This window comes from Collinsella sp. AM17-1 (genome assembly GCF_003470665.1).
Lineage (GTDB): Bacteria > Actinomycetota > Coriobacteriia > Coriobacteriales > Coriobacteriaceae > Collinsella.
The window spans coordinates 20,128-40,574 of the sequence record NZ_QRJZ01000011.1; the positions used below are offsets into that span (position 1 = coordinate 20,128).

The 20,447-nt window shown below is 60.2% G+C and carries 17 protein-coding genes; 3 read left to right on the forward strand and 14 right to left on the reverse strand.

The features are described 5' to 3' along the window. Positions 1-263: 263 nt before the first annotated feature. The 12 genes from prfA to DW195_RS06485 all read right to left on the reverse strand — a co-directional run bounded on the left by prfA (position 264) and on the right by DW195_RS06485 (position 14,162). The gene (prfA, locus tag DW195_RS06430; protein WP_055252487.1) at positions 264-1,331 is read right to left on the reverse strand and encodes a peptide chain release factor 1; all 1,068 of its coding nucleotides are present in this window, start codon (positions 1,329-1,331) and stop codon (positions 264-266) included. A gap of 229 nt (positions 1,332-1,560) precedes the next feature. Next, on the reverse strand, positions 1,561-2,976 hold the full coding sequence (locus DW195_RS06435) for a M20/M25/M40 family metallo-hydrolase (RefSeq protein WP_118206207.1): 1,416 nt from the start codon (positions 2,974-2,976) through the stop codon (positions 1,561-1,563). A gap of 72 nt (positions 2,977-3,048) precedes the next feature. Then, entirely contained in the window at positions 3,049-3,834 is a 786-nt protein-coding gene (locus DW195_RS06440) for an amino acid ABC transporter ATP-binding protein (RefSeq protein ID WP_118206208.1), read from the reverse strand. Positions 3,835-3,856: 22 nt separating this feature from the next. Further along, positions 3,857-5,005 (reverse strand): amino acid ABC transporter permease, encoded by a 1,149-nt coding sequence (locus DW195_RS06445; protein WP_199576328.1) that lies wholly within the window; start codon positions 5,003-5,005, stop codon positions 3,857-3,859. Between the two features lie 9 nt (positions 5,006-5,014). Further along, the gene (locus DW195_RS06450) at positions 5,015-5,941 is read right to left on the reverse strand and encodes a transporter substrate-binding domain-containing protein (RefSeq protein WP_118206209.1); all 927 of its coding nucleotides are present in this window, start codon (positions 5,939-5,941) and stop codon (positions 5,015-5,017) included. 328 nt (positions 5,942-6,269) lie between these two features. Beyond that, complete coding sequence (locus DW195_RS06455) at positions 6,270-7,163, reverse strand: aldose 1-epimerase family protein (RefSeq protein ID WP_118206210.1); 894 nt, start codon at positions 7,161-7,163, stop codon at positions 6,270-6,272. A 79-nt stretch (positions 7,164-7,242) separates the two neighbouring features. Further along, positions 7,243-8,112, reverse strand: a complete 870-nt coding sequence (locus DW195_RS06460; protein ID WP_118206211.1) for a hypothetical protein — start codon at positions 8,110-8,112, stop codon at positions 7,243-7,245. 195 nt (positions 8,113-8,307) lie between these two features. Next, entirely contained in the window at positions 8,308-9,177 is an 870-nt protein-coding gene (locus DW195_RS06465; protein ID WP_118206212.1) for a MerR family transcriptional regulator, read from the reverse strand. Between the two features lie 92 nt (positions 9,178-9,269). Next, positions 9,270-9,848: a UbiX family flavin prenyltransferase gene (locus DW195_RS06470; RefSeq protein WP_118206213.1), complete on the reverse strand. Its 579-nt coding sequence runs from the start codon at positions 9,846-9,848 to the stop codon at positions 9,270-9,272. A 33-nt stretch (positions 9,849-9,881) separates the two neighbouring features. Next, positions 9,882-11,369 carry a UbiD family decarboxylase gene (locus DW195_RS06475; RefSeq protein WP_118206214.1) on the reverse strand — a complete coding sequence of 496 codons (1,488 nt, stop codon included), beginning with the start codon at positions 11,367-11,369 and terminating at the stop codon, positions 9,882-9,884. 143 nt (positions 11,370-11,512) lie between these two features. After that, positions 11,513-12,970, reverse strand: a complete 1,458-nt coding sequence (locus DW195_RS06480; protein WP_199576329.1) for an SLC13 family permease — start codon at positions 12,968-12,970, stop codon at positions 11,513-11,515. 244 nt (positions 12,971-13,214) lie between these two features. Beyond that, on the reverse strand, positions 13,215-14,162 hold the full coding sequence (locus DW195_RS06485) for an isopentenyl-diphosphate delta-isomerase (protein ID WP_158567911.1): 948 nt from the start codon (positions 14,160-14,162) through the stop codon (positions 13,215-13,217). Positions 14,163-14,314: 152 nt separating this feature from the next. On the opposite strand from DW195_RS06485, the gene DW195_RS06490 reads away from it, so the two are divergent. Continuing rightward, entirely contained in the window at positions 14,315-15,577 is a 1,263-nt protein-coding gene (locus tag DW195_RS06490; RefSeq protein WP_233540831.1) for an MFS transporter, read from the forward strand. Positions 15,578-15,807: 230 nt separating this feature from the next. Here DW195_RS06490 and DW195_RS06495 read toward each other — a convergent pair whose 3' ends face one another. Next, complete coding sequence (locus tag DW195_RS06495) at positions 15,808-17,370, reverse strand: PTS transporter subunit EIIC (RefSeq protein ID WP_117758447.1); 1,563 nt, start codon at positions 17,368-17,370, stop codon at positions 15,808-15,810. An 82-nt stretch (positions 17,371-17,452) separates the two neighbouring features. After that, positions 17,453-18,778: a 6-phospho-alpha-glucosidase gene (locus DW195_RS06500; protein WP_089573127.1), complete on the reverse strand. Its 1,326-nt coding sequence runs from the start codon at positions 18,776-18,778 to the stop codon at positions 17,453-17,455. A 298-nt stretch (positions 18,779-19,076) separates the two neighbouring features. Here DW195_RS06500 and DW195_RS06505 point away from each other — a divergent pair, with 298 nt between their 5' ends. Continuing rightward, positions 19,077-19,826, forward strand: coding sequence for a MurR/RpiR family transcriptional regulator (locus DW195_RS06505; RefSeq protein ID WP_158567912.1), 750 nt, complete (start codon positions 19,077-19,079; stop codon positions 19,824-19,826). A 59-nt stretch (positions 19,827-19,885) separates the two neighbouring features. After that, positions 19,886-20,332: a low molecular weight protein-tyrosine-phosphatase gene (locus tag DW195_RS06510; protein WP_118206217.1), complete on the forward strand. Its 447-nt coding sequence runs from the start codon at positions 19,886-19,888 to the stop codon at positions 20,330-20,332. Positions 20,333-20,447: the final 115 nt, after the last annotated feature.

Here is a 20,447-nt window from a genome sequence, read left to right on the forward strand (position 1 = left end):
CAGGTAAGCAGCTCAAATGACATCACAGCCGACTGAATAAAATATCAAGGCAATGTCACCAATGACTCCCTACGGATCATTTGACAACCAAGGAAACGCCGATGTTTTGGCAATGTCAGCGAGCGACGTCCAGAGCGAACAAGTTGGCATGAAAAAGGCAAGGCATAGACCTTCTGGTCATGCCTTGCCTTTTGAATGACAAATTGTCGCTCTGGGCGGCGCGCAGCGTCGAGCAGTTACGGCGTTTGGTAAAACGCCGTAACTTAAACAGCCTGTGCCAGCTTCTCGGCACGCTCGGCGGCGGCGAGCGCCTCGATGACGGTGCCGAGCTGGTCGCCCAGGAGGACGCCGTTGTAGGTGGAGTTGAAACCGATGCGGTGATCGGTCACGCGGTCCTGGGGCTGGTTGTAGGTACGGATCTTCTCGGAACGGTTGCCGTGGCCGATCTGGCTCTGGCGCTCGGCACCGAGCTCTGCCTGCTGCTTCTCGAGCTCCATCTCGTACAGACGGGCGCGCAGCATCTGCATGCAGACTTCGCGGTTCTGGATCTGGGAGCGCTGTTCCTGCGACTGCACCACGGTGTTGGTGGGCAGGTGGGTGATGCGCACGGCGGAATAAGTGGTGTTAACGCACTGACCGCCAGGACCGGAGGCGCAGTAGGTGTCGATGCGCAGGTCGGACTGGTTGATCTGGACGTCGATCTCCTCGGCTTCGGGAAGTACGGCGACGGTCGCCGTGGAGGTCTGGATACGGCCCTGGGACTCGGTCTTGGGAACGCGCTGGACGCGGTGCACGCCGGACTCGAACTTCATGACGGAGTAGACGCGGTCGCCCTCGACCTTGAACTCGATGGACTTAAAGCCGCCGGCCTCGCTGGGGCTGGAGTCGAGCACGGTGGTCTTCCAGCCGCGCGACTCGCAAAAGCGCTGATACATCTTGTACAGATCGCCGGCAAAGATAGCCGCCTCGTCGCCACCAGCGGCGGAGCGAATCTCGACGATGGTGTTCTTGTCGTCGTTGGGGTCGCTCGGGATGAGCATGTACTTAATGTCTTCCTCGAGCTGGGGAAGCTTGGCCTCGTTTTCGGAGATGTCCATCTGGAGCATCTCCTTCTCATCGGCATCGGTAGTATCGTGGAGCATTTCCTTGGCAGCCTCGATGTCATCGAGCGCGCCGATGTACTCGCGCGAGGCAGCGATGAGGTCGGACTGGTGCGCGTACTCCTTGTTGAGACGCGTGAACTCCTTGATATCGGAAGCGACGGCCGGGTCGGAAAGCTTTTTCTCGAGCTCCTCGTAGGCCTTGATGATCTTTTCGAGCTTGTCGCGCATGACGGGACTCCTTTATATGCGTGAAGGTGAAAATCGGCAGAATTGATGGGGCGCACGGCGCCATTGCGGGGGTAAGTCCAGCTAGAGCATGTCGATCTTCAGATACATGCGCATCCCTTCGCGTACGGGGTACATAGTTGCGGTCTAACCCATACATGATAGCGTGCGCAGGCAAACCTGCATATAACCCGCACGGAATCCGACAAAGGGAGAGTCCCTTTGTCGGATTCTAGAGCGTATGGAGCAGGGCGATGAGGAAGCGAACACCCTGGAGGTAGGCGCGGCGGGTGATGCGCTCGTTGGTGCCGTGGACACCGCGCTCGCACTCGTCATCGTCGACCACAAACGCCGAAAAACGAATGCATTCGGAGCAAATGTGCTGGTAGTTGGCAGCGTCGGTCGCGCCGATCACGGTCGAGGGGACAATCGCCAACGGCTCGGATGATCCGTTTTCCTCCGTCCCCTTTGGATCGCAGAAATAGCGGGCGGCGATGGAGCGAACCGCCTCGAGGCCGGGACCACCGATGCGCGGGGACGGCGAGGGCTCGGAGCTGCCGGGGCCCAGCTCCACTTCGACACGACCGGCAAGGTCCGCCCCGGCAACCGCCTCACGGCAGCGCGCCACAACGTCGGCCACACTCGTGCCCTCGAGCATGCGGAAATTGATACTGGCCCACATATCCTGCGGCATCACGTTAGCACCGGTGCTACCGCCCTCGATTTGGGTCGGTGCACAGGTGGTGGTCACGAGCGGATAGAGCTTCTTGCTGGCAAGGCACTCGCGCACGATGGCGTCCTTGTTGGAGGCAATCTCGTCGGCCGTGCAGAGTCCCAGCTCGACGAGCTGTGCGACAAGCAGGTCCGTGACGCGCGTCGGCCATTCGATATCGCAGATTGCGGCGATGGCACGGCCGAGCACCTCGAGCGACGTGCCGCCGTAGGGGTTGGAAGAATGTCCGCCCTCGCTCCGCGTCCTCAACACGATATCGGCGTAGCCCTTCTCCGCGAGATCGGCATGCATAAGCCAGCCCTCGCCCGCGCCGTACTCGGCAGCCGGAACGATGCGGTAGTCGCCCTCGTCGATCAGGTACTCAAGCTCAATGCCGCGCTCCTCGAGCGCGCGGCCGATGGCGCCTGCGCCGTACTGCGTCGTCTCCTCGTCCTGACCAAAGGCCAGGAGCAGCGTGCGCTCGTGCTGCCAACCGTGCGCCAGCGCATACTCAACCGCCTCGAGAATACCTGCGACCTGGTCTTTCATGTCGATGGCACCGCGGCCCCAAATGTAGGCGTCGTCCACGTGCCCGCTAAAGGGGGCGTGCGTCCAGTCGGCCTCGGTACCCGGCACCACGGGGACCACGTCCATGTGGCCCATGAGCATAACGGGCTTGAGAGCAGGGTCGGAGCCGACAAGCGTCACCAACAGCGAGTGGTCGATAAGCTCGACCTCGCCCGCCGCAAACACGCGCGGCCAGGCCTGCTGCATATAGGCGCGCAGGTCGTCGAAGGGCTGCCAGTCCACCGCCTCGGCATCCATGCTCGAAATGGTCGGAAACGACAGCACGCGGCCCAAGCGCTCGCACGCGCCGGCCTCGTCTATATCGGCAAAATCATCCTCATGCGCAAAGAAGCGCCAAACCTCGGCCATGACATCCTTTCGATTGTGATGACGAGGGCCGCCCCACCGGAGCGGCCCTGCAACGTAAGCGTTTGCGGTCGGTTATTTGTCCTCGAGATAGCGAGAGAGGAACTCACGAGTGCGCTGGTGTTTGGGGTTGCCGAAGAGCTCGGCCGGCGCGGCATCCTCGAGCACCACGCCCTTGTCCATAAAGACCACGCGGTCGGACACGGTTCGGGCAAAGGCCATCTCATGCGTGACGACGACCATGGTCATGCCGTCGGCAGCGAGCTTGCGCATGACCTCGAGCACCTCGCCCACGATCTCGGGGTCGAGCGCTGAGGTCGGCTCGTCAAACAGCATGATCTGCGGATTCATGCACAGGGCACGAGCGATGGCCACGCGCTGCTTTTGACCACCGGACAGGCGACCCACGGCGGCGTGCGCGAACTTTTCGAGTCCCACGCTGGTCAGATGCTCCATCGCGACCTTCTCGGCCTCGACCTTGCTCATCTTTTTGAGCGTGACGGGCGCGAGCGTGCAGTTGTCGAGCACGTCCATGTTGTTGAACAGGTTGAAGCCCTGGAACACCATGCCGATGTCCTCGCGCAGTTTATTGATATTGCAGCGCTCGGCCGTGAGGTCCTGGCCATGGAACCAGATGTGGCCCGCGTCCGGGGTCTCGAGCAGGTTGAGGCAGCGCAGGAAGGTCGACTTGCCCGAGCCCGAGGCGCCGATAATGGTGACGACCTCGCCGGGATTGACGGACAGGTCGATGCCCTTGAGTACCTCGAGCGAGCCGAAGCTCTTGCGCAGGCCCTCGACGCGGATGAGCGGCTCATTGGTCTGTGCGGCGGCCGCAACGCCGGTAATGGCGGTATCTGCCATGATGATTCTCCTCGTCCTAAGCCTAGTTGGAGCTGGGCAGCGTGACCGGAGCCTCGGCGCCGAGCTTTTTGCCAAAGGCCTCGAGCAGGCGGCTCGCCACGAGTGTCAGGATCAGGTAGACCACGAGCGCCACGCAGTAGACCTCCATCTGGCGGTAGTACACGCCGGCGACGGTAGTGGTGGCGTACATGAGGTCGAACACGCCGATGACCGAGAGCACCGACGAATCCTTGATGTTGATGATGAGCTCGTTGGTGAGCGCCGGAATCGCGTTTTTAATGCCCTGGGGAAACACAACTTTGCGCATGGCCTGCCACTGCGACAGACCCAGCGAGCGTGCCGCCTCTGCCTGGCCGGGGTCGATGGACTCGATGCCGCCGCGCAGGACCTCCATCATGTAGGCGGTGGAGTTGAGCGAGATGGTCACGAGACCCGCGGTGAAGGTACTCCAGATCTGGTTGGCCTGGGCAGTCTCGAAGCCCATGCCACGCAAAACGGTGAAGCCCGCGTAATAGATGAGCAGGCCCTGGACCATCATGGGCGTACCGCGCACGATGGTGGAGTAAACGGTCGCAAAGCCGCGGCCGATGCTCTTAAAGAAGCGCACCAGATCGTTATCCACGCGGTCAAACGTCTGAATGCGCAGGAACACAAAGAGCAGCGCCAAGAAGAAGGCGATGACCGTGCCGAAGGTGGCAAGCGCGATGGTGATCTCGATACCGCGGATAAAGAAGTCGCCGCTCTTGTAGGTCATGTAGACCAAGCTCGACAGAAAGTCGCTGGGATTGGAGTCCGAGACAATGCTCACCTGCACCAGATCGATAAACGACATGACGCAGCGGTCGATAAAGAAGATCGCCGCGATGGCGACCACGACGTAGCTGCCCAGGCGTGCGCCACGGCGGCAACGCTCGGAGGCGAACGGCGACGTTTCGCGATAGTCGTTCCAGTGCATGAGCTTGGTGACCAGCGCCGCCGCCGACACGACGAGCCAGGCCCAAAGAATCGCCCAGAGGCAGTCTTGGAACACGCCCGTAGGCGCCAAGAAGCTCAGCGGCGTAGGATTGCGTTGGCTAAACGCCAGGCCGAGCGCCGCGATAACGCTCGTGCCCAGGTACACATAACGGTGGTCGGCCTTGATAAAGGAGGCCAGACGATTGATGCCTTTCATGCTGCCTCCCTATGCCGGCTGACGGTCGAGGCACGCGTCCCACATCTGGTCGCGCTCCTCCTGGCTGATGCCCTTGAGCGTCTTATCGATAAGTTTGAGCAGCTTGTCCGAGCCCTTGCGGCAGCCGACGTTTGCCGTAACCTCCTGCTTAAAGCCCTCGCCCTCCGCAAAGCGAATGGGCACGATGCCCGGGTTTTGGGCCATATAGCCCTTCTCGTTTTCGGTGTTGTAGGTCACAGCGTCACAAGTGCCCTGCAGCAGATTCGAGAACACCGTGGGGACCGAATCGACCGGGTTCTTGTGCACAACGCCCGGAATCTCGTCGATGACGGTATCGAGCATGGTGTCCTTTTGGCCGAGCACCGTGGCACCGCTGAAGTCGCTGAGCTTGGTGGCGTTTTGGTAGGGCGAGCCCTCTTTTACGAATAGGCCAAAGTAGCCGATAAAGTACGGATCGGAAAAGCCGACGGACTCCTCGCGCTCGGGCGTGGCGCTCATGCCGGCAATGATGAGGTCGATCTGGCCATTGTTAAGTGAATCGATGAGGCCCGAGAAGCTCTGCTTGACGGCAACGGGCTCACCGCCAAGGGCCTTGCAGACGATCTTGGCGATCTGCACGTCGTAGCCGTCGGCATAAGCGCCCTGCACGTTATCGATGGGGATCGTGAACTCGCTGGCCTCGGAAACCTGCCAGTTGTACGGGGCGTAGGCCGCCTCCATGCCAATGCGGATCTTATCCTTGCCGATAACGGAATCGGACAGGTCGTCGCGACCGCCGCCTGTCGTGGGCTGAACTACTTCCAGCGTGGAGGGGCGCTGGCAACCGGCAAGTGCGCCGGCGACGACAGAAGCGCTCGCAGCGAGAGCGCTACCCAAGAAGATGCGACGACTGCACACCGGCTGTGGATGCGCGTCGCGTTGATGGGGAGAATGCATAATCTGCCTTCCCTGTTGAATCGTATGCTGACGACTTAACAGGATATACGCCAGCGACCAGCAGCGCAGCACAAGCTCGAAAAATTAATAGACACACGGTAGTCATTGGGAGCGTCGATGTTTTGGCAATGCCAGCGAGCGACGTCCAGAGCGAACAAGTTGGCATGAAAAAGGCGAGGCATAGACCTTCTGGTCATGCCGTGCCTTTTGAATGGCAAATTGTCGCTCTGGGCGGCTCGCAGCGTCGACCGGCCCGCCGTTCGTCAGAACGGCGAAACCTAAGGGCGCAGCGTCGACCGGTCCGTCGTTCGTTAGAACGGCGGAACCTCTAGAGCAGGGTGACGCTAAAGCTGCGGACGTCCGTCTCGCCCGGCGCCAGCGTGATCGTGTTGACCTTGTGCTCAAAAACGTCGTCCTCGGTGTCCATGGTGGTATGACCGGTCCAGGGCTCGAGCGCCACAAACGGAGCGTCGTTGGCGGCAGACCACACGCCGATGTACTTAAAGCCCTCAAAGTCGATCTTGACGCCGTGGCCCGACTTGCGACCGCGCAGCGTGAGCGTGGAGCCCGGGGTATCGGTGAACATGATGGCGTCGTTATCGAAGCTGCGGTGCGTGATGGGCAGCACGTCCGAGTTGTCGGGGGCCTTGTAGCTGCCCTCGAACGTCATAAGGCCATCGGGCGTGATGATGGGGGCCTCGTTCGTCCAGGCCTCGGTAAACGCCAGCTCGTAATCCTCGAATGCCTCGTCCTCGGCACCGGGGGCGGGCACGTTAAACGCGGGGTGGCCGCCCACCGAGAACGGCAGGTCCACGTCGCCGGTGTTGGTGACGGCAAAGGTCTGTGTGAGCGTGGCGTCGCCGGTCAGGGCATAGGTCATGTTGAGCTTAAAGTGGAAGGGGAACGCCTGGAGCGACTCGGGCGTGTCGGTGATCTCGTAGGTGACGGACGAGCCGTCCTCGGAGACCTCGGCCAGCTTGTGCTCCACGATACGCGCGACGCCGTGGCGCGGCATCTCGCAGGTGCCGGCCGCAGACGTCGCCGTGTTGTTACGCAGCGATCCCACGATGGGGAACAGGATAGGCGCATGCTTGCCCCAAAAGGCCGGGTCGCCCTGCCACAGATACTCGTTGCCGTTGAGGGCAAGGCTCGTGAGCTGGGCGCCCATGGAATCGATGGCCGCGGTGAGGCCGCCGCGCTTGATGGTAGTGACGGTGGACATGCTACTTCCTCCAATAGTAAACAACGGTGTCGAGGGCTATTGTCCCACTCTTGGCGGCGGGGTTGAGCGACAGGTGCAGTTATTGAGCAATAGCGTAAAGGTCAAACCCGCCCTGCGGCGTGCTATCGACCGTATCGGGCGCCTGTGAATTAAAACTCACCGGAACCATGCGCTTTGAGGCACGGTAACGCGTGCCGTCGGTGGCGACGGGCGGCTCATCGACCGTGAGCTCGTAGTCGCCGGGCTTGAGCTCGATGCCGTCACCTTCGGAATTGACGTATTGGTACTCGTCGATCGCTTGCCCCTTGAGCGTGCGACCCACGATATGGACGAGCATCTGGCTGTCGCCGCGCGCGGTGTCCCACGTCGCGCCGTCCTTGACCTCGACCGATACATGCACCGAGCGCGTGCGGCTGAGCGATTGTTCGACGGACATCTCGACCTTGGCGGCGTCTTTTCGTTGTTGTTCAACATGGCTCCAGACGTTTCCAATTACCGAGCATGCGATAACGCCGGCCATGAAGGCGATGAGGATGGGGCCGAGCGGAGAGCGACGGCCCGCGTCCTCCTCGCGAGCCAGGTCGGGGCGACGTGTGGGCGCGGGTGCTTGGGCACCCTGCGAGGGCACGTCGAGAATGCTGAAGGATGCCGTACTGCCGGGGTCGATGTTATGGCGCGGCTGCGGGATCTTGGCCGGCGAGATGGACATGTCCGCCGGCTCACCGAGTGTGGCCGTGGCATCGGCCTTAGCTTCATCGGCCTCGGCTTGGGCCCAAGCCTGCTCAAAGGTCAGGGGCTCGGCGGCATCGGAGGCAGCTTCAGGCTCGACAGCGGCATCGCTGCCGGTCCCGCCCTCGTCGCTCGACACGTCACACGGCGCGGGCTCGTCCCACTCCTCGTCCGGAGCCTCGCCCTCGCTATACCACCATTCAAAGTTATCGATATCCATACGGGGCGCCCCCTTGGCCTCGCAAATAAACACTTGCTAGCCTTATACCCCCAGATGACACGGGAGCTCGCCGGCACAGACAGGAAAAGCATCACAACATTCGACGCTTTTCCTCGTTTTCGAGATTTTCATCGAATGTTGTGACGGTTTGGGCGGCAGCCATGCCGCGAATGTGACAAAGGGACTGTCCCTTTGTCACATCTGGAGGGTAACGGGGATTTGGATGCAGCAAAAGTCCTCTTGGTGGGACTCGTCGTAGCTCGTGGTATCGAGGTAGCAAAAGTCGAAAGCGTTGCCAACGGGCTGGAGCGCGTGCTCGTCCATGCAGGCAACGATGGCGCGGATGCCCTCGGGCTCGTACGGCATACCCCAGCGGCTCATGCACAGGTATGTGCCCTCGGGCAGCACCTCGATGCCGATCTCTGCCAGCTCGGCGGGATCGCTCGGCAGCAGTTCCTCGACACCGCGCGGCAGCACGGCAAAGGAGCCCGCGCCGGCGATAGGGTCGTCGGAATGCAGCGCCTCGCGACGCAGCATGGCGCCCCAACCGCGCATGGGGCGCGTGCCCGTCAACGTACGCATGCGCAGGATTGCCCGCATGAGCGTAGGGTGCAGCATCGAGCGGCCGCGCTCGATATCGCCCGGAAACTCCTCAAAGACCACGTAGCGACGCTCGAATTGCTTGAGCTCCGGCTTGCCCTCGCGCTCGCGCCAGTAAACCGCCTCGTCGTAAAAGCTTAGACGCTCCTGTACGCTCGCGCGCTCGGCTTTGAGCCCGGCAATCTGCTCATCGAGCGCCTGCACCCGCGAGCGCAGGTGATCGGTCATCTCGCCAATGTCGAACGTCGAGGTCAGGCGGTCAATCTCGTCGAGTTCGAGCCCCAGGTCGCGCAGCATGCAGATCAGACGCATGAGCGGGATCTGCGTGGGCGAATAGAAACGGTAGCCCTTTTCGTTCACCACGGCGGGTTTAAACAGACCGATCTTGTCGTAGTAGATGAGCGTTTGGCGCGAAACGTTAAACAAGCTCGCCATCTCGCTAATCGCATACATGCCCGTCTGCATAGGTCCTCCCGACACATCCCTTTTGCGCACAAAGCCCGCCGCCCACAGGGGCAGCGGGCTCAAACACTACTCGTATCCTACCCTAAAGACGCCTATGACCAGCGCTTATAGTTTGCACATGACACGCCGACGGCCTCGAGCGCCTTGGCGGCGATGTGATGCACCGCGTCATCGAGCGTGGCGGGGCCGTTGTAAAACGTGAGCATGGGCGGCATGAGCATGACGCCCGGTACGCGCGCCAGGCGCGCCATGTTGTCGACATGAATGGCGCTGAAGGGCGTCTCGCGCACCATGAGCACCAGGCGGCGCTGCTCTTTCATCTGCACGTCGGCCGCACGCAGCAACAGGTTTTCGCTGTAACCACTCGCGATGCCGGCAAGCGTCTTCATGGAGCAGGGCGCCACGATCATGCCATCGACCGGATAGGTACCGCTTGCGATGGCGGCGCCGATGTTCTTGTTGTCGTAGATCACATCGGCATGCGTGGCAAGCTCGTCGAGCGTCATGCCGAGCTCCTGCTCGATGGTGATCTCTCCCCCGCGCGTGACGACAAGCGCCGATTCGGCGCCGGCCTGGCGCAGGCATTTGAGACACTCGAGGCCCAGCGCAGCGCCGCTGGCACCAGATACGCCAACGACAATGCGACGGGGACGGACAGAAGACTCAGGCATGACAACTCCTTGACTACTTGGTAGGGCTACGTACTAGAAAGCGAGCTCTGCTGCCCACTTATCTGTATCGATCTCCATGAACTGCGAGCGGATGAAGTTCTTCTTGAGGCTGAACGGGACCGTGCAGTCGAAGATGGCCTTGCAGGCGATGCCGTGCTCGCGAATCGAAGGATCGAACGCGGGGTCATTGGACGGGTCGAGCACGTGGCAGTGGCAACCGGGGATGGTGATGAGGTCCACGTCGGCCTGGAAGCGCGTGGTCATGGCCCACATCACGTCGCTCATGTCGAAGATGTCGACGTCTTCGTCAACCAGGATCACATGCTTGAGCTCGGAGAATGCCGAGAAGGCGAGCATGGCGGCGTTGCGCTGACGGCCCTCGTCATTTTTGCTCGACTTCTTGAACTGCATGATGGCAACGAACTTGCCGCCGCCGCAGGGAGCAGCGTGGACGTTGAGCAGGCGGTCCGGGATAGCGGTCTCGACCATCTTGTAGATGGAAGCCTCGGTGGGGATACCGGCCATGGACACGTGCTCGTGCGAAGGGCCGATGCAGCTCTCCATGATGGGGTTGACGCGCGTGGTGACGGCGGTGATCTTGATCACCGGGCAGACCTTGGCGCCGCCGGTGTAGCCGGGGAACTCGGGCATGGCGTAGCCGTGGCCGTTGACATCCTCGTTGATGGTCTCGTCGTGCATGAGGTAGCCCTCGAGCACATACTCGGCATTGGCAATGCACTTCTGCGGAACGGTGACGCAGTCGGCAAGCTCGACAGCGTGGCCGCGCAGGGCGCCGGCAATTTGCAGCTCGTTGAAGCCGAGCGGTGTGGTGGGAGCCTCAAAACCGCAGCACATGTACACGGCGGGGTCCAGGCCGATGGAGATGGAGATGGGCATGTCCTCGCCGCGCTGGCAGTACTCGTCAAAGAACGCGCCAAGGTGACGGCTACCCGGAGTGATCCACATGGCGAGCTTGTCCTTGTCGACGCAGGAAAAGCGGTGGATGGTCACGTCGGACTGGGAGCCGTCGGGGCTCGTGCCATAGGCGAGACCCATGGTGATGTAGGGGCCGCCGTCGACGGGCGTGTTGGTGGGAGCGGGAACGATCTTGCGCAGGTCAAAGCCATCGTCGGTCGCCTTGTACACGACCTCCTGGCAGTCGACGTGCGCACCCTCGGCGATCTGCTCGGGCGCGATCAGGTTCTCGAAGCGCTTGCCGATCTCGAGGCCCAGGTGCTCCTCGTCCAGGTCGAGCAGGGCGGCAACGCGCTTGCGGCTGGCAAGCATGCCGATGCAGACCTTGGCATCGTCAAAGCCCTTGACGTTGTTGAAGACCATCGCCGGACCCTCTTTGGTCGGACGCATGACGGTGCCGCCGGCACCGACGTGGCGGTAGACGCCCGAAACCTCGGCGTCCGGATCGACCTGGGTGTCGGTCTCGAGCAGCTGGCCCGGCATCTCGCGCAAAAAGTCGAGCGCGGAGCGCAGGTCGTGGATCTGGGAAGCATCGGTAGTGGACATAGCGTGCTCCTTTCGGGAGAGTGCCCGGCGACGGGAGTGCCGCCGGGCTGGGTAACGTAGTGGGGCCGCAGCGCTTATAGATGGAGCGCTTGGCAACTCGCGGTTCAAGCACTCGGCTGCCTACAGCCAGAGCGCTCAGCCGCTTACATCAGGCCAAAGAGGTGGAACCAGGCAGCCTCGACCAACACGACGATAAAGACGACCGCAGTGAGGGGGATGCCCATGCGCATGGCCTCTTTGGAGGTGTAGCCGCCGGCGTCCTTACCCTCGCCGATAAGGATCGGCAGGTTATGGAACGGCAGGATGTAGTGGATATTGATGGACGTGAAGACGATGAGCGCCACGGCGAGCGGGCTCACGCTGGAGCCGGCCGCGAAGCTGATGAACGCCGGCACGCACACGCCGAGCACGGCCATGACCGAGCCCATGAACATGTGGATGATCATGGAAAGCGCGGCGACAAGCAGGGCGAACAGGAAGATGTTCTCGGGCACGGAGCTGGGAAGCACGACATCGGCGATCCAGGCGTTCATACCGGTGGCACCGCCCACGGAGCCCACGGCCATGGCGGCCGTCAGGAACATGAGGGACTTGATGTCGACGGCGTTCCAGCTGGCGGGCGTGAGGACCTCGCCGATGATGGGCATGGCGAGAGAGACGCCGATGGCCAGGGTGACCCAGCCGATGTAATCGCCCGAGACGGTGAGCCACAGTGCGATGGCGATGACAAGCCACACGATGGTGCGGATCTCCTTGACGGAGAGCTTGCCGAGCGCGGCCTGCTTGGCCACGATCTGCTCGCGATCGTAGACGAGTTCCTTGCTGGGCTTAAAGAGGAAGAGACCCAAGAACAGGGTGCACAGCAGCGCGACCAGCATAGGCACGCTCATGTACAGGAACCAGTCAACGAAGGACGGGCTCATGCCGCCGGCCTCGGCGCTGTACTGCGCAACGAGCGGGTTGAGCGTGGAGTCGCCCGTCAGGAAGAACATGGAGCCCGGGGCGGCTGCGGCAAACACGAGGAAGCCGAGCTTGCCGCGGTCGTCGTCACCGTAGCCGGCGGACTCGGCGATAACCGAGACGACGGCGAGGATGAGGAAGGCGCGGGGGAACGGATGCGGGATCAGCAGCGACAGCACAAAGGTGAGCGCGAAGATCGAGATGATGAGCGACTTGGCGTCGCGCACGAACTTGAGCATAAACGCATAGGCGATGCGCTCGCCCAGACCCGACTCCTTGACGGCGCTGGCAATGAGGTAGGCGCCGATGACGAGCCACATAGTGGCCTTAGTCCACGAGCTAAACGTGGAGGCGACCGTCGCCGAGATGCTCGCGGCGCCCGTGTCGTCCACGCACACCTTAAACAGAACGAGTAGCGCGCAGTAGAGCAGGCCCACAAAGCCCGGCTGTGCCACGCCACACGCCCAGAACACCACCGTGGCGAGCGTCAGTGCCAGGCAGGTCTGACCACCGACCGTAAGCTCGACCGTCGAGCTCAGCTCCGCCAAAGGAAGAAACTTCACCAGCAAAAAGACAACGACACCCAACACAAAGCCAATTTCGCGCTTGGTAATCTTAAACGCCTTCTTTTCCGCTTCCATCTCCCCACCTTTCTTGTTGGGGGCGCTCCGGATTTACGGCCACGTTGCCGCTTAAAAAAGGGGCGCCCGTTATCGGACACCCCTTACGTTGCGCTGTGTTGTTGCAATACAGTCAAGCGGGATTTTTGGATGAGAAGCGATCCCCTGGACAAAAACCGTCACAACATTCGACGCTTTTCCTCGTTTTCGAGATTTTCATCGAATGTTGTGACGGTTTGGATATGGCAAAGGAACTGTACCTTTGTTACATAGCGAGGGCCGTACGGATGGATGGGTCGCTGAGTGCCTCGCGGACCCAGGGGGCCAGCTGCTCGGGGTGACCCTGCAGATAGCCGTCGAGCTCGGACGGGGCCACCGGGCGCGCTTCCGAGATCTCCTCTTGGTTGATATGCAGCTCGCCCGGCTCAACATGGGCTGCGAACACCTCGCACCATTCGCACTCGCAGCGGCCGTCGCCGTGGTCCTCGCGGTACACCACGTGTCCGAGGTGCTTGAGCTGATCGGGGTCGCGCGTGATGCCAAGTTCTTCGTTGATGCGACGCGCCGTGGCGGCCGCGACGTCTTCCCCGGGGAGCGGATGGCCGGCACAGCCATCGGCCAGCACCCCGCCCCACAGTCGCTTGAGCGGGCTGCGACGGCAGAGCAGCAGGCGTGCGTCTTCGCCCTGACCCTCGACCAGAAGCGTCAGAAATGCCTGATGCAGGATGCCCTCGCCGGTATGGGCCTCGATGCGGTCGACGGTGTCAAGCGCCTCGCCGGTCGCGGTATCGACCGCCACGACCTCGGCGCCCGCACCGCCCTCGTCCCAGCCGGCGCGCAGGATGCGGGCTGCGGCTGCCTCGAGCGCGGCGATGAGTTCCTTGGTGGTGTCGAGCACGCGCTGCAAATCGTCTGCGCTCGCGTGCTCAACATGAAAGCCCGTGCTTGTAACCACCGGCACGTCAAAGCGCGTGGCCAGCGCCGCCGCGATATCATGAGCCGGGATCTCGTCTCGATGGCACGGAACAGCCAGGATACTCACCGTTGCCGTGCGGCCGGGCTCGGGGCGCGGAATGGCCTGCGCCGTGGCGCCCAGGTGAGCAAACTCCGGCGAGCAGGCATACACCACCATGCCGCGCGGCGTCACCGTCAACTGGGCCTCGAGCGCAAACTTGCCCTCGCCCACTGCAACCTTTGTCGTGTGCATACCCATGGGATCTCCTGTCGCCCGCGATGTACCTGAGACCATCTTCGCCTGTATTGCGACTATACAGGCAAGCGCAGCCTGCGACAAAGGGGGCAGGCACCTGACACATTCTGTTAGAGTTGCAGGGATTGAATCCCGCTTATTCATGCGACATTGGAGTGACAACCTTGACCGCCGCAACCACGCCTAAAAGTAAGTCAACCGCCGCCGCGCTCTCCCCCGCGCGCACCAAGCTCTGCCTGACGCTGCTCGTGCTGTTGGGATTCTCGCTCGGCTGCTCCGAATTCGTGGTCATCGGCATCGAAAGCGATTTGGCAACGGAACTCGGCGTATCACTTGCCACTGCGGGCCAGCTCATCAGCGTGTTCGCACTCGTCTACGCTATCGCCACGCCGGTGCTTGCGCTCAGCACGGGGCGATTCCGCCGTTACCAGTTGCTCATGTGCTACAGCATCGTCTTTGTGCTCGGCAACCTGGTCATGGCGTTGGCGCCCAACTTCCAGGTGCTGTTTATCTCGCGCATTGTCCTGGGCTCTGTCTCAGGTGCGCTGCTCGCCGTGGGCGTGACGTACATCCCCGAGTTGCTGTCCCCGCAGCAAACTTCGCTTGCAATCTCGGTGGTATATGGTGCGTTTTCCGTGGCGATGGTCTTTGTCACTTCGATCGGCAAGTTTGTGGCCGACACACTCGATTGGCACGTAGCCATGTACGGCACGCTGGCCTTTGCCGTTCTGATCTGCGGAGCGCTCGTGATGTTTATGCCGCGTGCTGGACAGACCGACGAACCCGCCACCTTCCGTGAGCAGGCGGGGCTTCTGCGCGAGCCGAGCATCATCACCGGCATGCTCATCTTTTTGTTTGGCGTAGGCTCGGTCTATGTGTTCTACGGCTACGTGACGCCCTATCTGGAGCAGGTGCTGGGCATGGGCACGGTCGAAGCCAGCACCACGCTTATGGCCTACGGCGTGTTCTGCCTGATCTCGAACATCTTGGGCGGATGGATCGATGCGCGCTTTGGCATGAAGGCACTGCTTGTGACGTTTGTACTGCAGGCTGCGGCGTTACTCGGGCTGTTTGCCGTGGGCGGCACCATGCCGCTCGCGCTGGTCTTTGTCTTTAGCTTGGCGTTGCTCATGTACCTGTTCTCGGTGTCGTGCATCACGCACTTTATGGACGTGGCACGCAGCCGCCACCCCAAGTCGATGGTACTCGCAAGTTCGGTTGAGCCCATGGCGTTTAACGTCGGCATTTCGTTTGGCACCGCGGTAGGCGGAGCCGTGGTGAGCAGCATTGGCATTGCACACGTGGGCGCCGTGGGCGCCGCGTTCTCGCTTGTGGCCTGGGCGCTTACGCTGGTGACGATTAAGCTCGCCCGTTGGGAGCGCCGTCGTCAATCAGCACAGCCCCGGATGCAGGCATAGGGACGAACACAGCCCAAGGTGGCGAGCAACCAGTGAAAACCGTCCCATACTAGTAGTGTTTATCCGCCTGCAAGCTCCGGCAGTGCAATTTCGTGTATTTCAGATACACGCTTTTCTACGATTTCGTGTATTTCAAATACACGAAATGCGCGTGGAGCAACTCAAAGGCGGCGGCAGACGCATTGTCTGCCGCCGCCTTTTATCCCGGATTTTATAGATATGTGAGTCGTTTACTCCATGCCCAGCAGCTCGCGCATCTGAGTCGCGTAGTTAGATGCCATGTTGCCGTAGACAATCTGCACGCCGCCGTTGACATGCACGATGCCACGCGCTTCGAGCTTTTCGGTAAACTCGGCGTCATCAACCACCTTGTCACAGTCATTGAGCTGGATGCGCAAACGGGTGAAGCAGGCCTCGACAGACTTAATATTGTTGTCGCCGCCCACTGCCTCAACGATGGCGGGAATGAGGTCGCTAATCACGGTCTTGGGAGCCTTTGCGGCCTCATCGTCGGACTCTTCCTCGCGGCCAGGGGTCTTAAGGTCCTTCTTAAGGATGATGAACTTGAAGACGAAGTAGTACACCACGAAGTAGATGGGGCCGAGGAACAGGATAACCTGCCAGTTGGAGCCCTTGGCTGCACCCATAATGCCGTTAAAGATCAACGACAAGAGCGGGCCGCCAAAGGATGCGGAACCGGCCACGTTGAACTGCAGGATATAGGTCAGCGCATAAGCAAGACCAGCCATGAGAGCGTGGAACACGTAGAGGATGGGCGCGATAAACAGGAAGGAGTACTCGAGCGGCTCGGTAATGCCGGAGAGGATGCAAGGCACCACAATGGCAATCATGAGCGCTGCGGTCTTCTTCTTGTTCTTGGGAAGCGCCGTCTTGTAGAAGGCGAGTGCAGCGCCGGGCAGGCCGAACATGGCGAAGATAACCTTGCCGTTCATGACAAAACGGCTGACCTCGATGTTAAACGGCGTGCTGGGAGAGCCCAGGATCGCGTTGTAGATATTGATAGCGCCCTGAACAGTCTGGCCGTCGATGGTCTCGACGCCACCAAGCGACGTGAAGAAGAACGGCAAATAGACAAAGTGATGCAGGCCAAAAGGCAGGAGCATGCGCTCGCCGGCGCCGTAGACAAATGCACCAAAGGCACCCGTAGTCTTGATGAACTCGGACAGCGCGCCGAGAGCGTTCTGAATAAACGGGAAAACAAAGGACATGACCAATGCGAGGATGCTGCATGAGAGCAGCGTCACCGCCGGGATAAAGCGCGTACCGTTGAAGATGGAGAACACGGCAGGCAGCTCAATCTTGTAGTAACGGTTATGCAACCATGCGACGATTGCACCCACCAGAAGACCGCCGATAACACCAGTGTCGAGCGTGGTGATGCCGAGGATCGTGCTCTGGCCCGTCGTAAGATTCGCGGGATCGATAACGCCAGTCGCCGTAAGGAACGTGCCCATCACGGAATTCATGCACATGTAGCCCAAAAAGCCACAAAGCGCCGCGGTAGCCTTCTCGGACTTGGCGAAGCCATAGGCGAGACAAATCGAGAAGATAACCGGGATGTTGTTCATAACGATGCCGGCTGCGGCCTTGAGAATCGAAAAGAAGATCGCAAAGCCCGGAGCAGCAAGCCAGGGAACAGCTGCCGTAAGGGTGGGGCTGGTAAAGGCATTGCCAAAGCCCTGAAGGATGCCGGCGATTGGCAGGATCAAGACAGGTGTCATGAGGACTTTGCCCAGGCGCTGGAACTTTGCCAGCAGCTCATCTTTGTTCATGGGATACCCCTCTTAAAGAAACGGGGTGTGCAGCTCTACAGCCCACACGCCCCATAACAGTTATCAAGCGCTATGGAACTAGCTACTTAAGCTCCGGCCAGTAATCCTTATTGGCCTCGATGAGCTTGTCGAGCACTTTGCGAGCCTTCTTTGCGTCACCGACCAGACGATTAAGCGTGAGTGCCTGCAGAGCCTTCTCGTAGGAACCCTCCATCCAAGCCTCAACAGTCAGGCGCTCATAGGCGTACTGGTTCTCCATAAGGCCGCGATAGAAGGTACCGATCTTGCCAACAGCATAGGGCTGCGGGCCATTGGCGCCCACGCTTGCCGCAACCTCGACCATGGCGTCATCGGGCATACCCTCGATAATGCCGTTGTTGGGCACAATGACAATGAAAGTCTTGTTGGTGTTGCGATAAATGGCCGACGTGATTTCCACGATCATATCGCCATGAGCGTCGTTTTGCACAACCGAGGAGTTCTTTGCGGTGCCAACTTTGGCAACACGCTCGCACTCGGCGAACACGCGCTTCTCACGACCGTTGATAACCTCGTCGGAGCGAGTGTAGTCGGGGTCGAGGTGAGCGACCTTGTACTCGGGATACAGATAGTACTGCAGATAAGTGTTGGGCAGATAGTCGGGGAAGTCCTCGAGCATGTCCTTGACCATGGCGTAGGTATCAAGCCAGGACTGGTCACGCTGCTCCGCATCGGCAGGAAGGAAGCCGTTCTTCTCCGTGTACTCCTTAATCTGCGGGACGAGGTCATGACCCTCTTCATCGTAGATGTGCTTGAACCAACCGAAGTGATTGAGGCCGAAGTACACGGGCTCCGTCTTGCTCATATCGCGACCGAGCAGGCGACCGTAAGAGCGCATGAGGTTGACGGGCTGGTCGCAGATGTTGAGGACGCGATGCTCATCGGGCAGGACGCGCTCGAGACCATATGCCACAATAGCAGCCGGGTTGGTGTAGTTGATAATCCACGCCTCCGGGCTATGAGCGCGAACGTCGTTGACGATCTCAACCATGTCATGCATGGAGCGCATACCGTAAGCCATGCCGCCAGGGCCCACCGTTTCCTGGCCGATGATTCCCATATGCAGCGGAATCTTCTCGTCCTTGCTACGCATCTCGTAGCCGCCGGTACGAATCTGGCAGAGCACAAAGTCGACGTCGGTGTAAGCCTCGTCCTTATCGGTGGTGTAACCAAACTCCACACCGGGCTCCTCCTCGGCGAAGAGGATCTTGCCAAACTCGCCAATCGGACGCTGACGCTCGGCATCGATGTCATAGAGCATCACGCGGTTCAGCGGCAGAATGTCCATGTGCTTGGTCAGGGCTTTAAGAATGCCAGGGCACCACGTGGAGCCGCCGCCAACGATCACAATATTGAGCTTATCCTTCATGTTCCGTCCCTCCAGGGTTGGCTGATCGGTGTTCTCGAAGACCTTGGGCTCCGCGGTTGTCCTCGGCTTGCTTCGTTTCGATTGATATTTTGCGACATAAGGTCATTTGCAAGTCCCCGTGTGGGCCAATGCGAAACGGGGACACATGATTTCGCTTACAACACAGATATGTGTAGGCAGACACGCACGTTTGCCCAGCTCATGGGCAATAGGCAATCTTGACCGATTGCCGATTTCTCACCTGGCTACACAAAGCGGTACCATATGTACGGCGAGGTGCGAGGAGCTGAAACATCTTATGAAAGATCAAGAATCTTTTTATGATCATGTGCGAGCTGGCGAGAGCAAGCTCAACGATCTCGAAGGCGAGATCATGCGCTACATCATCGAGCTGCGTGATGATATTGACGATGTCACGCTTAAGAGCGTTGCTGAACGGTTCTTCGTCGCTCCCAATACAATCGTCAGGCTTGCCCACAAGCTTGGCTTCTCGGGGTTTACGGAGCTCAAACAATCGTATTCCGCCTCGCTCGACCGCAATCGATTCACTATCGAGACGCTTCCTCTTGATACCCAGCTCGTACAGACCAAAGATCTGCTTAACGATCGAGTCATCGATTCGGTTGTGAGTCTTATCCAGGACGCCTCGCATATCGTGTTCTTTTGCTCGGGCTTTTCGAAATACCCGTGCCTCGAGATGGCTGAAAAGCTCAAAATAATGGGCAAGAATACCGACACGCTCAGTGAACGCCACGTCATGAGGCATTACGCAGAACTCCTCGGCAAAAAAGACCTGGTCTTCAGCGTTTCCGTAAGCGGCGAGACGCAGGTGTCTATTGACGCCACATCGATAGCCAAAACGCGCGGATGCAAGGTCGTCACACTCACCGGCTTTTCTCGAAATTCTCTCTCGAAACTAGCCGACTACCCTATCTACACCGTGCAAAAAGAAATCCGCTTGGGCAGCATGGACCTCGACAGTCGATTAATGTTCTATTACGTTTTCGAATTGATATTTGAGCGCTACTTCAAACTGGCCAAGAAATAAAACTTGGCATGCGCCCGGCTTCGACTCTTTAGCAGCCCTCTATATGAAAGGAACCGCGCATGCAACGTGTACTGTTTATCTGTCATGGGAACATCTGCCGCTCGACGATGGCCGAGTCGGTGTTTACCGAGCTGGTGCGCCGTGCCGGGCGCGAGGCGGAGTTTGTCATCGATTCTGCCGCCACCTCGACCGAGGAGATCGGCAACCCGCCGCACCATGGCACGGTCGCCAAGCTGCGCGAAATCGGGATTCCCGTCGTTGCCCACCGCGCGCGCCAGGTGCGTCGTGCAGAGTATGGCGACTGGGATCACATTGTCTATATGGATGCTGAGAACGCGCGTGGCTTGCGTCGCATTTTTGGCAGCGATCCCGATAGCAAGATCTCGCGCCTGCTCGATTGGACCGATCGTCCCGGCGACGTGGCCGATCCCTGGTACACCGGCAACTTCGATGCCACCTACCGCGATGTGCTCGCCGGCTGCACCGCCATGCTCGAGCAACTGTAATCGATGGAATGCAGAGTTTTTAGAGCCACAAATCGGATGAAATGCAGAAATTTGACCTTACTCGCGCACAGAACAACGACGACAACGCCTAAGCATAGGCATAAGCGAAGTCGGA

Excerpts from the sequence above, each read along its gene's own strand:
- prfA (WP_055252487.1), bottom strand. The coding sequence starts at position 1,331 with ATGCGCGACAAGCTCGAAAAGATCATCAAGGCCTACGAGGAGCTCGAG.
- DW195_RS06435 (WP_118206207.1), bottom strand. The coding sequence starts at position 2,976 with ATGGCCGAGGTTTGGCGCTTCTTTGCGCATGAGGATGATTTTGCCGAT.
- DW195_RS06440 (WP_118206208.1), bottom strand. The coding sequence starts at position 3,834 with ATGGCAGATACCGCCATTACCGGCGTTGCGGCCGCCGCACAGACCAAT.
- DW195_RS06445 (WP_199576328.1), bottom strand. The coding sequence starts at position 5,005 with ATGAAAGGCATCAATCGTCTGGCCTCCTTTATCAAGGCCGACCACCGT.
- DW195_RS06450 (WP_118206209.1), bottom strand. The coding sequence starts at position 5,941 with ATGCATTCTCCCCATCAACGCGACGCGCATCCACAGCCGGTGTGCAGT.
- DW195_RS06455 (WP_118206210.1), bottom strand. The coding sequence starts at position 7,163 with ATGTCCACCGTCACTACCATCAAGCGCGGCGGCCTCACCGCGGCCATC.
- DW195_RS06460 (WP_118206211.1), bottom strand. The coding sequence starts at position 8,112 with ATGGATATCGATAACTTTGAATGGTGGTATAGCGAGGGCGAGGCTCCG.
- DW195_RS06465 (WP_118206212.1), bottom strand. The coding sequence starts at position 9,177 with ATGCAGACGGGCATGTATGCGATTAGCGAGATGGCGAGCTTGTTTAAC.
- DW195_RS06470 (WP_118206213.1), bottom strand. The coding sequence starts at position 9,848 with ATGCCTGAGTCTTCTGTCCGTCCCCGTCGCATTGTCGTTGGCGTATCT.
- DW195_RS06475 (WP_118206214.1), bottom strand. The coding sequence starts at position 11,369 with ATGTCCACTACCGATGCTTCCCAGATCCACGACCTGCGCTCCGCGCTC.
- DW195_RS06480 (WP_199576329.1), bottom strand. The coding sequence starts at position 12,970 with ATGGAAGCGGAAAAGAAGGCGTTTAAGATTACCAAGCGCGAAATTGGC.
- DW195_RS06485 (WP_158567911.1), bottom strand. The coding sequence starts at position 14,162 with ATGGGTATGCACACGACAAAGGTTGCAGTGGGCGAGGGCAAGTTTGCG.
- DW195_RS06495 (WP_117758447.1), bottom strand. The coding sequence starts at position 17,370 with ATGAACAAAGATGAGCTGCTGGCAAAGTTCCAGCGCCTGGGCAAAGTC.
- DW195_RS06500 (WP_089573127.1), bottom strand. The coding sequence starts at position 18,778 with ATGAAGGATAAGCTCAATATTGTGATCGTTGGCGGCGGCTCCACGTGG.
- DW195_RS06505 (WP_158567912.1), top strand. The coding sequence starts at position 19,077 with ATGAAAGATCAAGAATCTTTTTATGATCATGTGCGAGCTGGCGAGAGC.
- DW195_RS06510 (WP_118206217.1), top strand. The coding sequence starts at position 19,886 with ATGCAACGTGTACTGTTTATCTGTCATGGGAACATCTGCCGCTCGACG.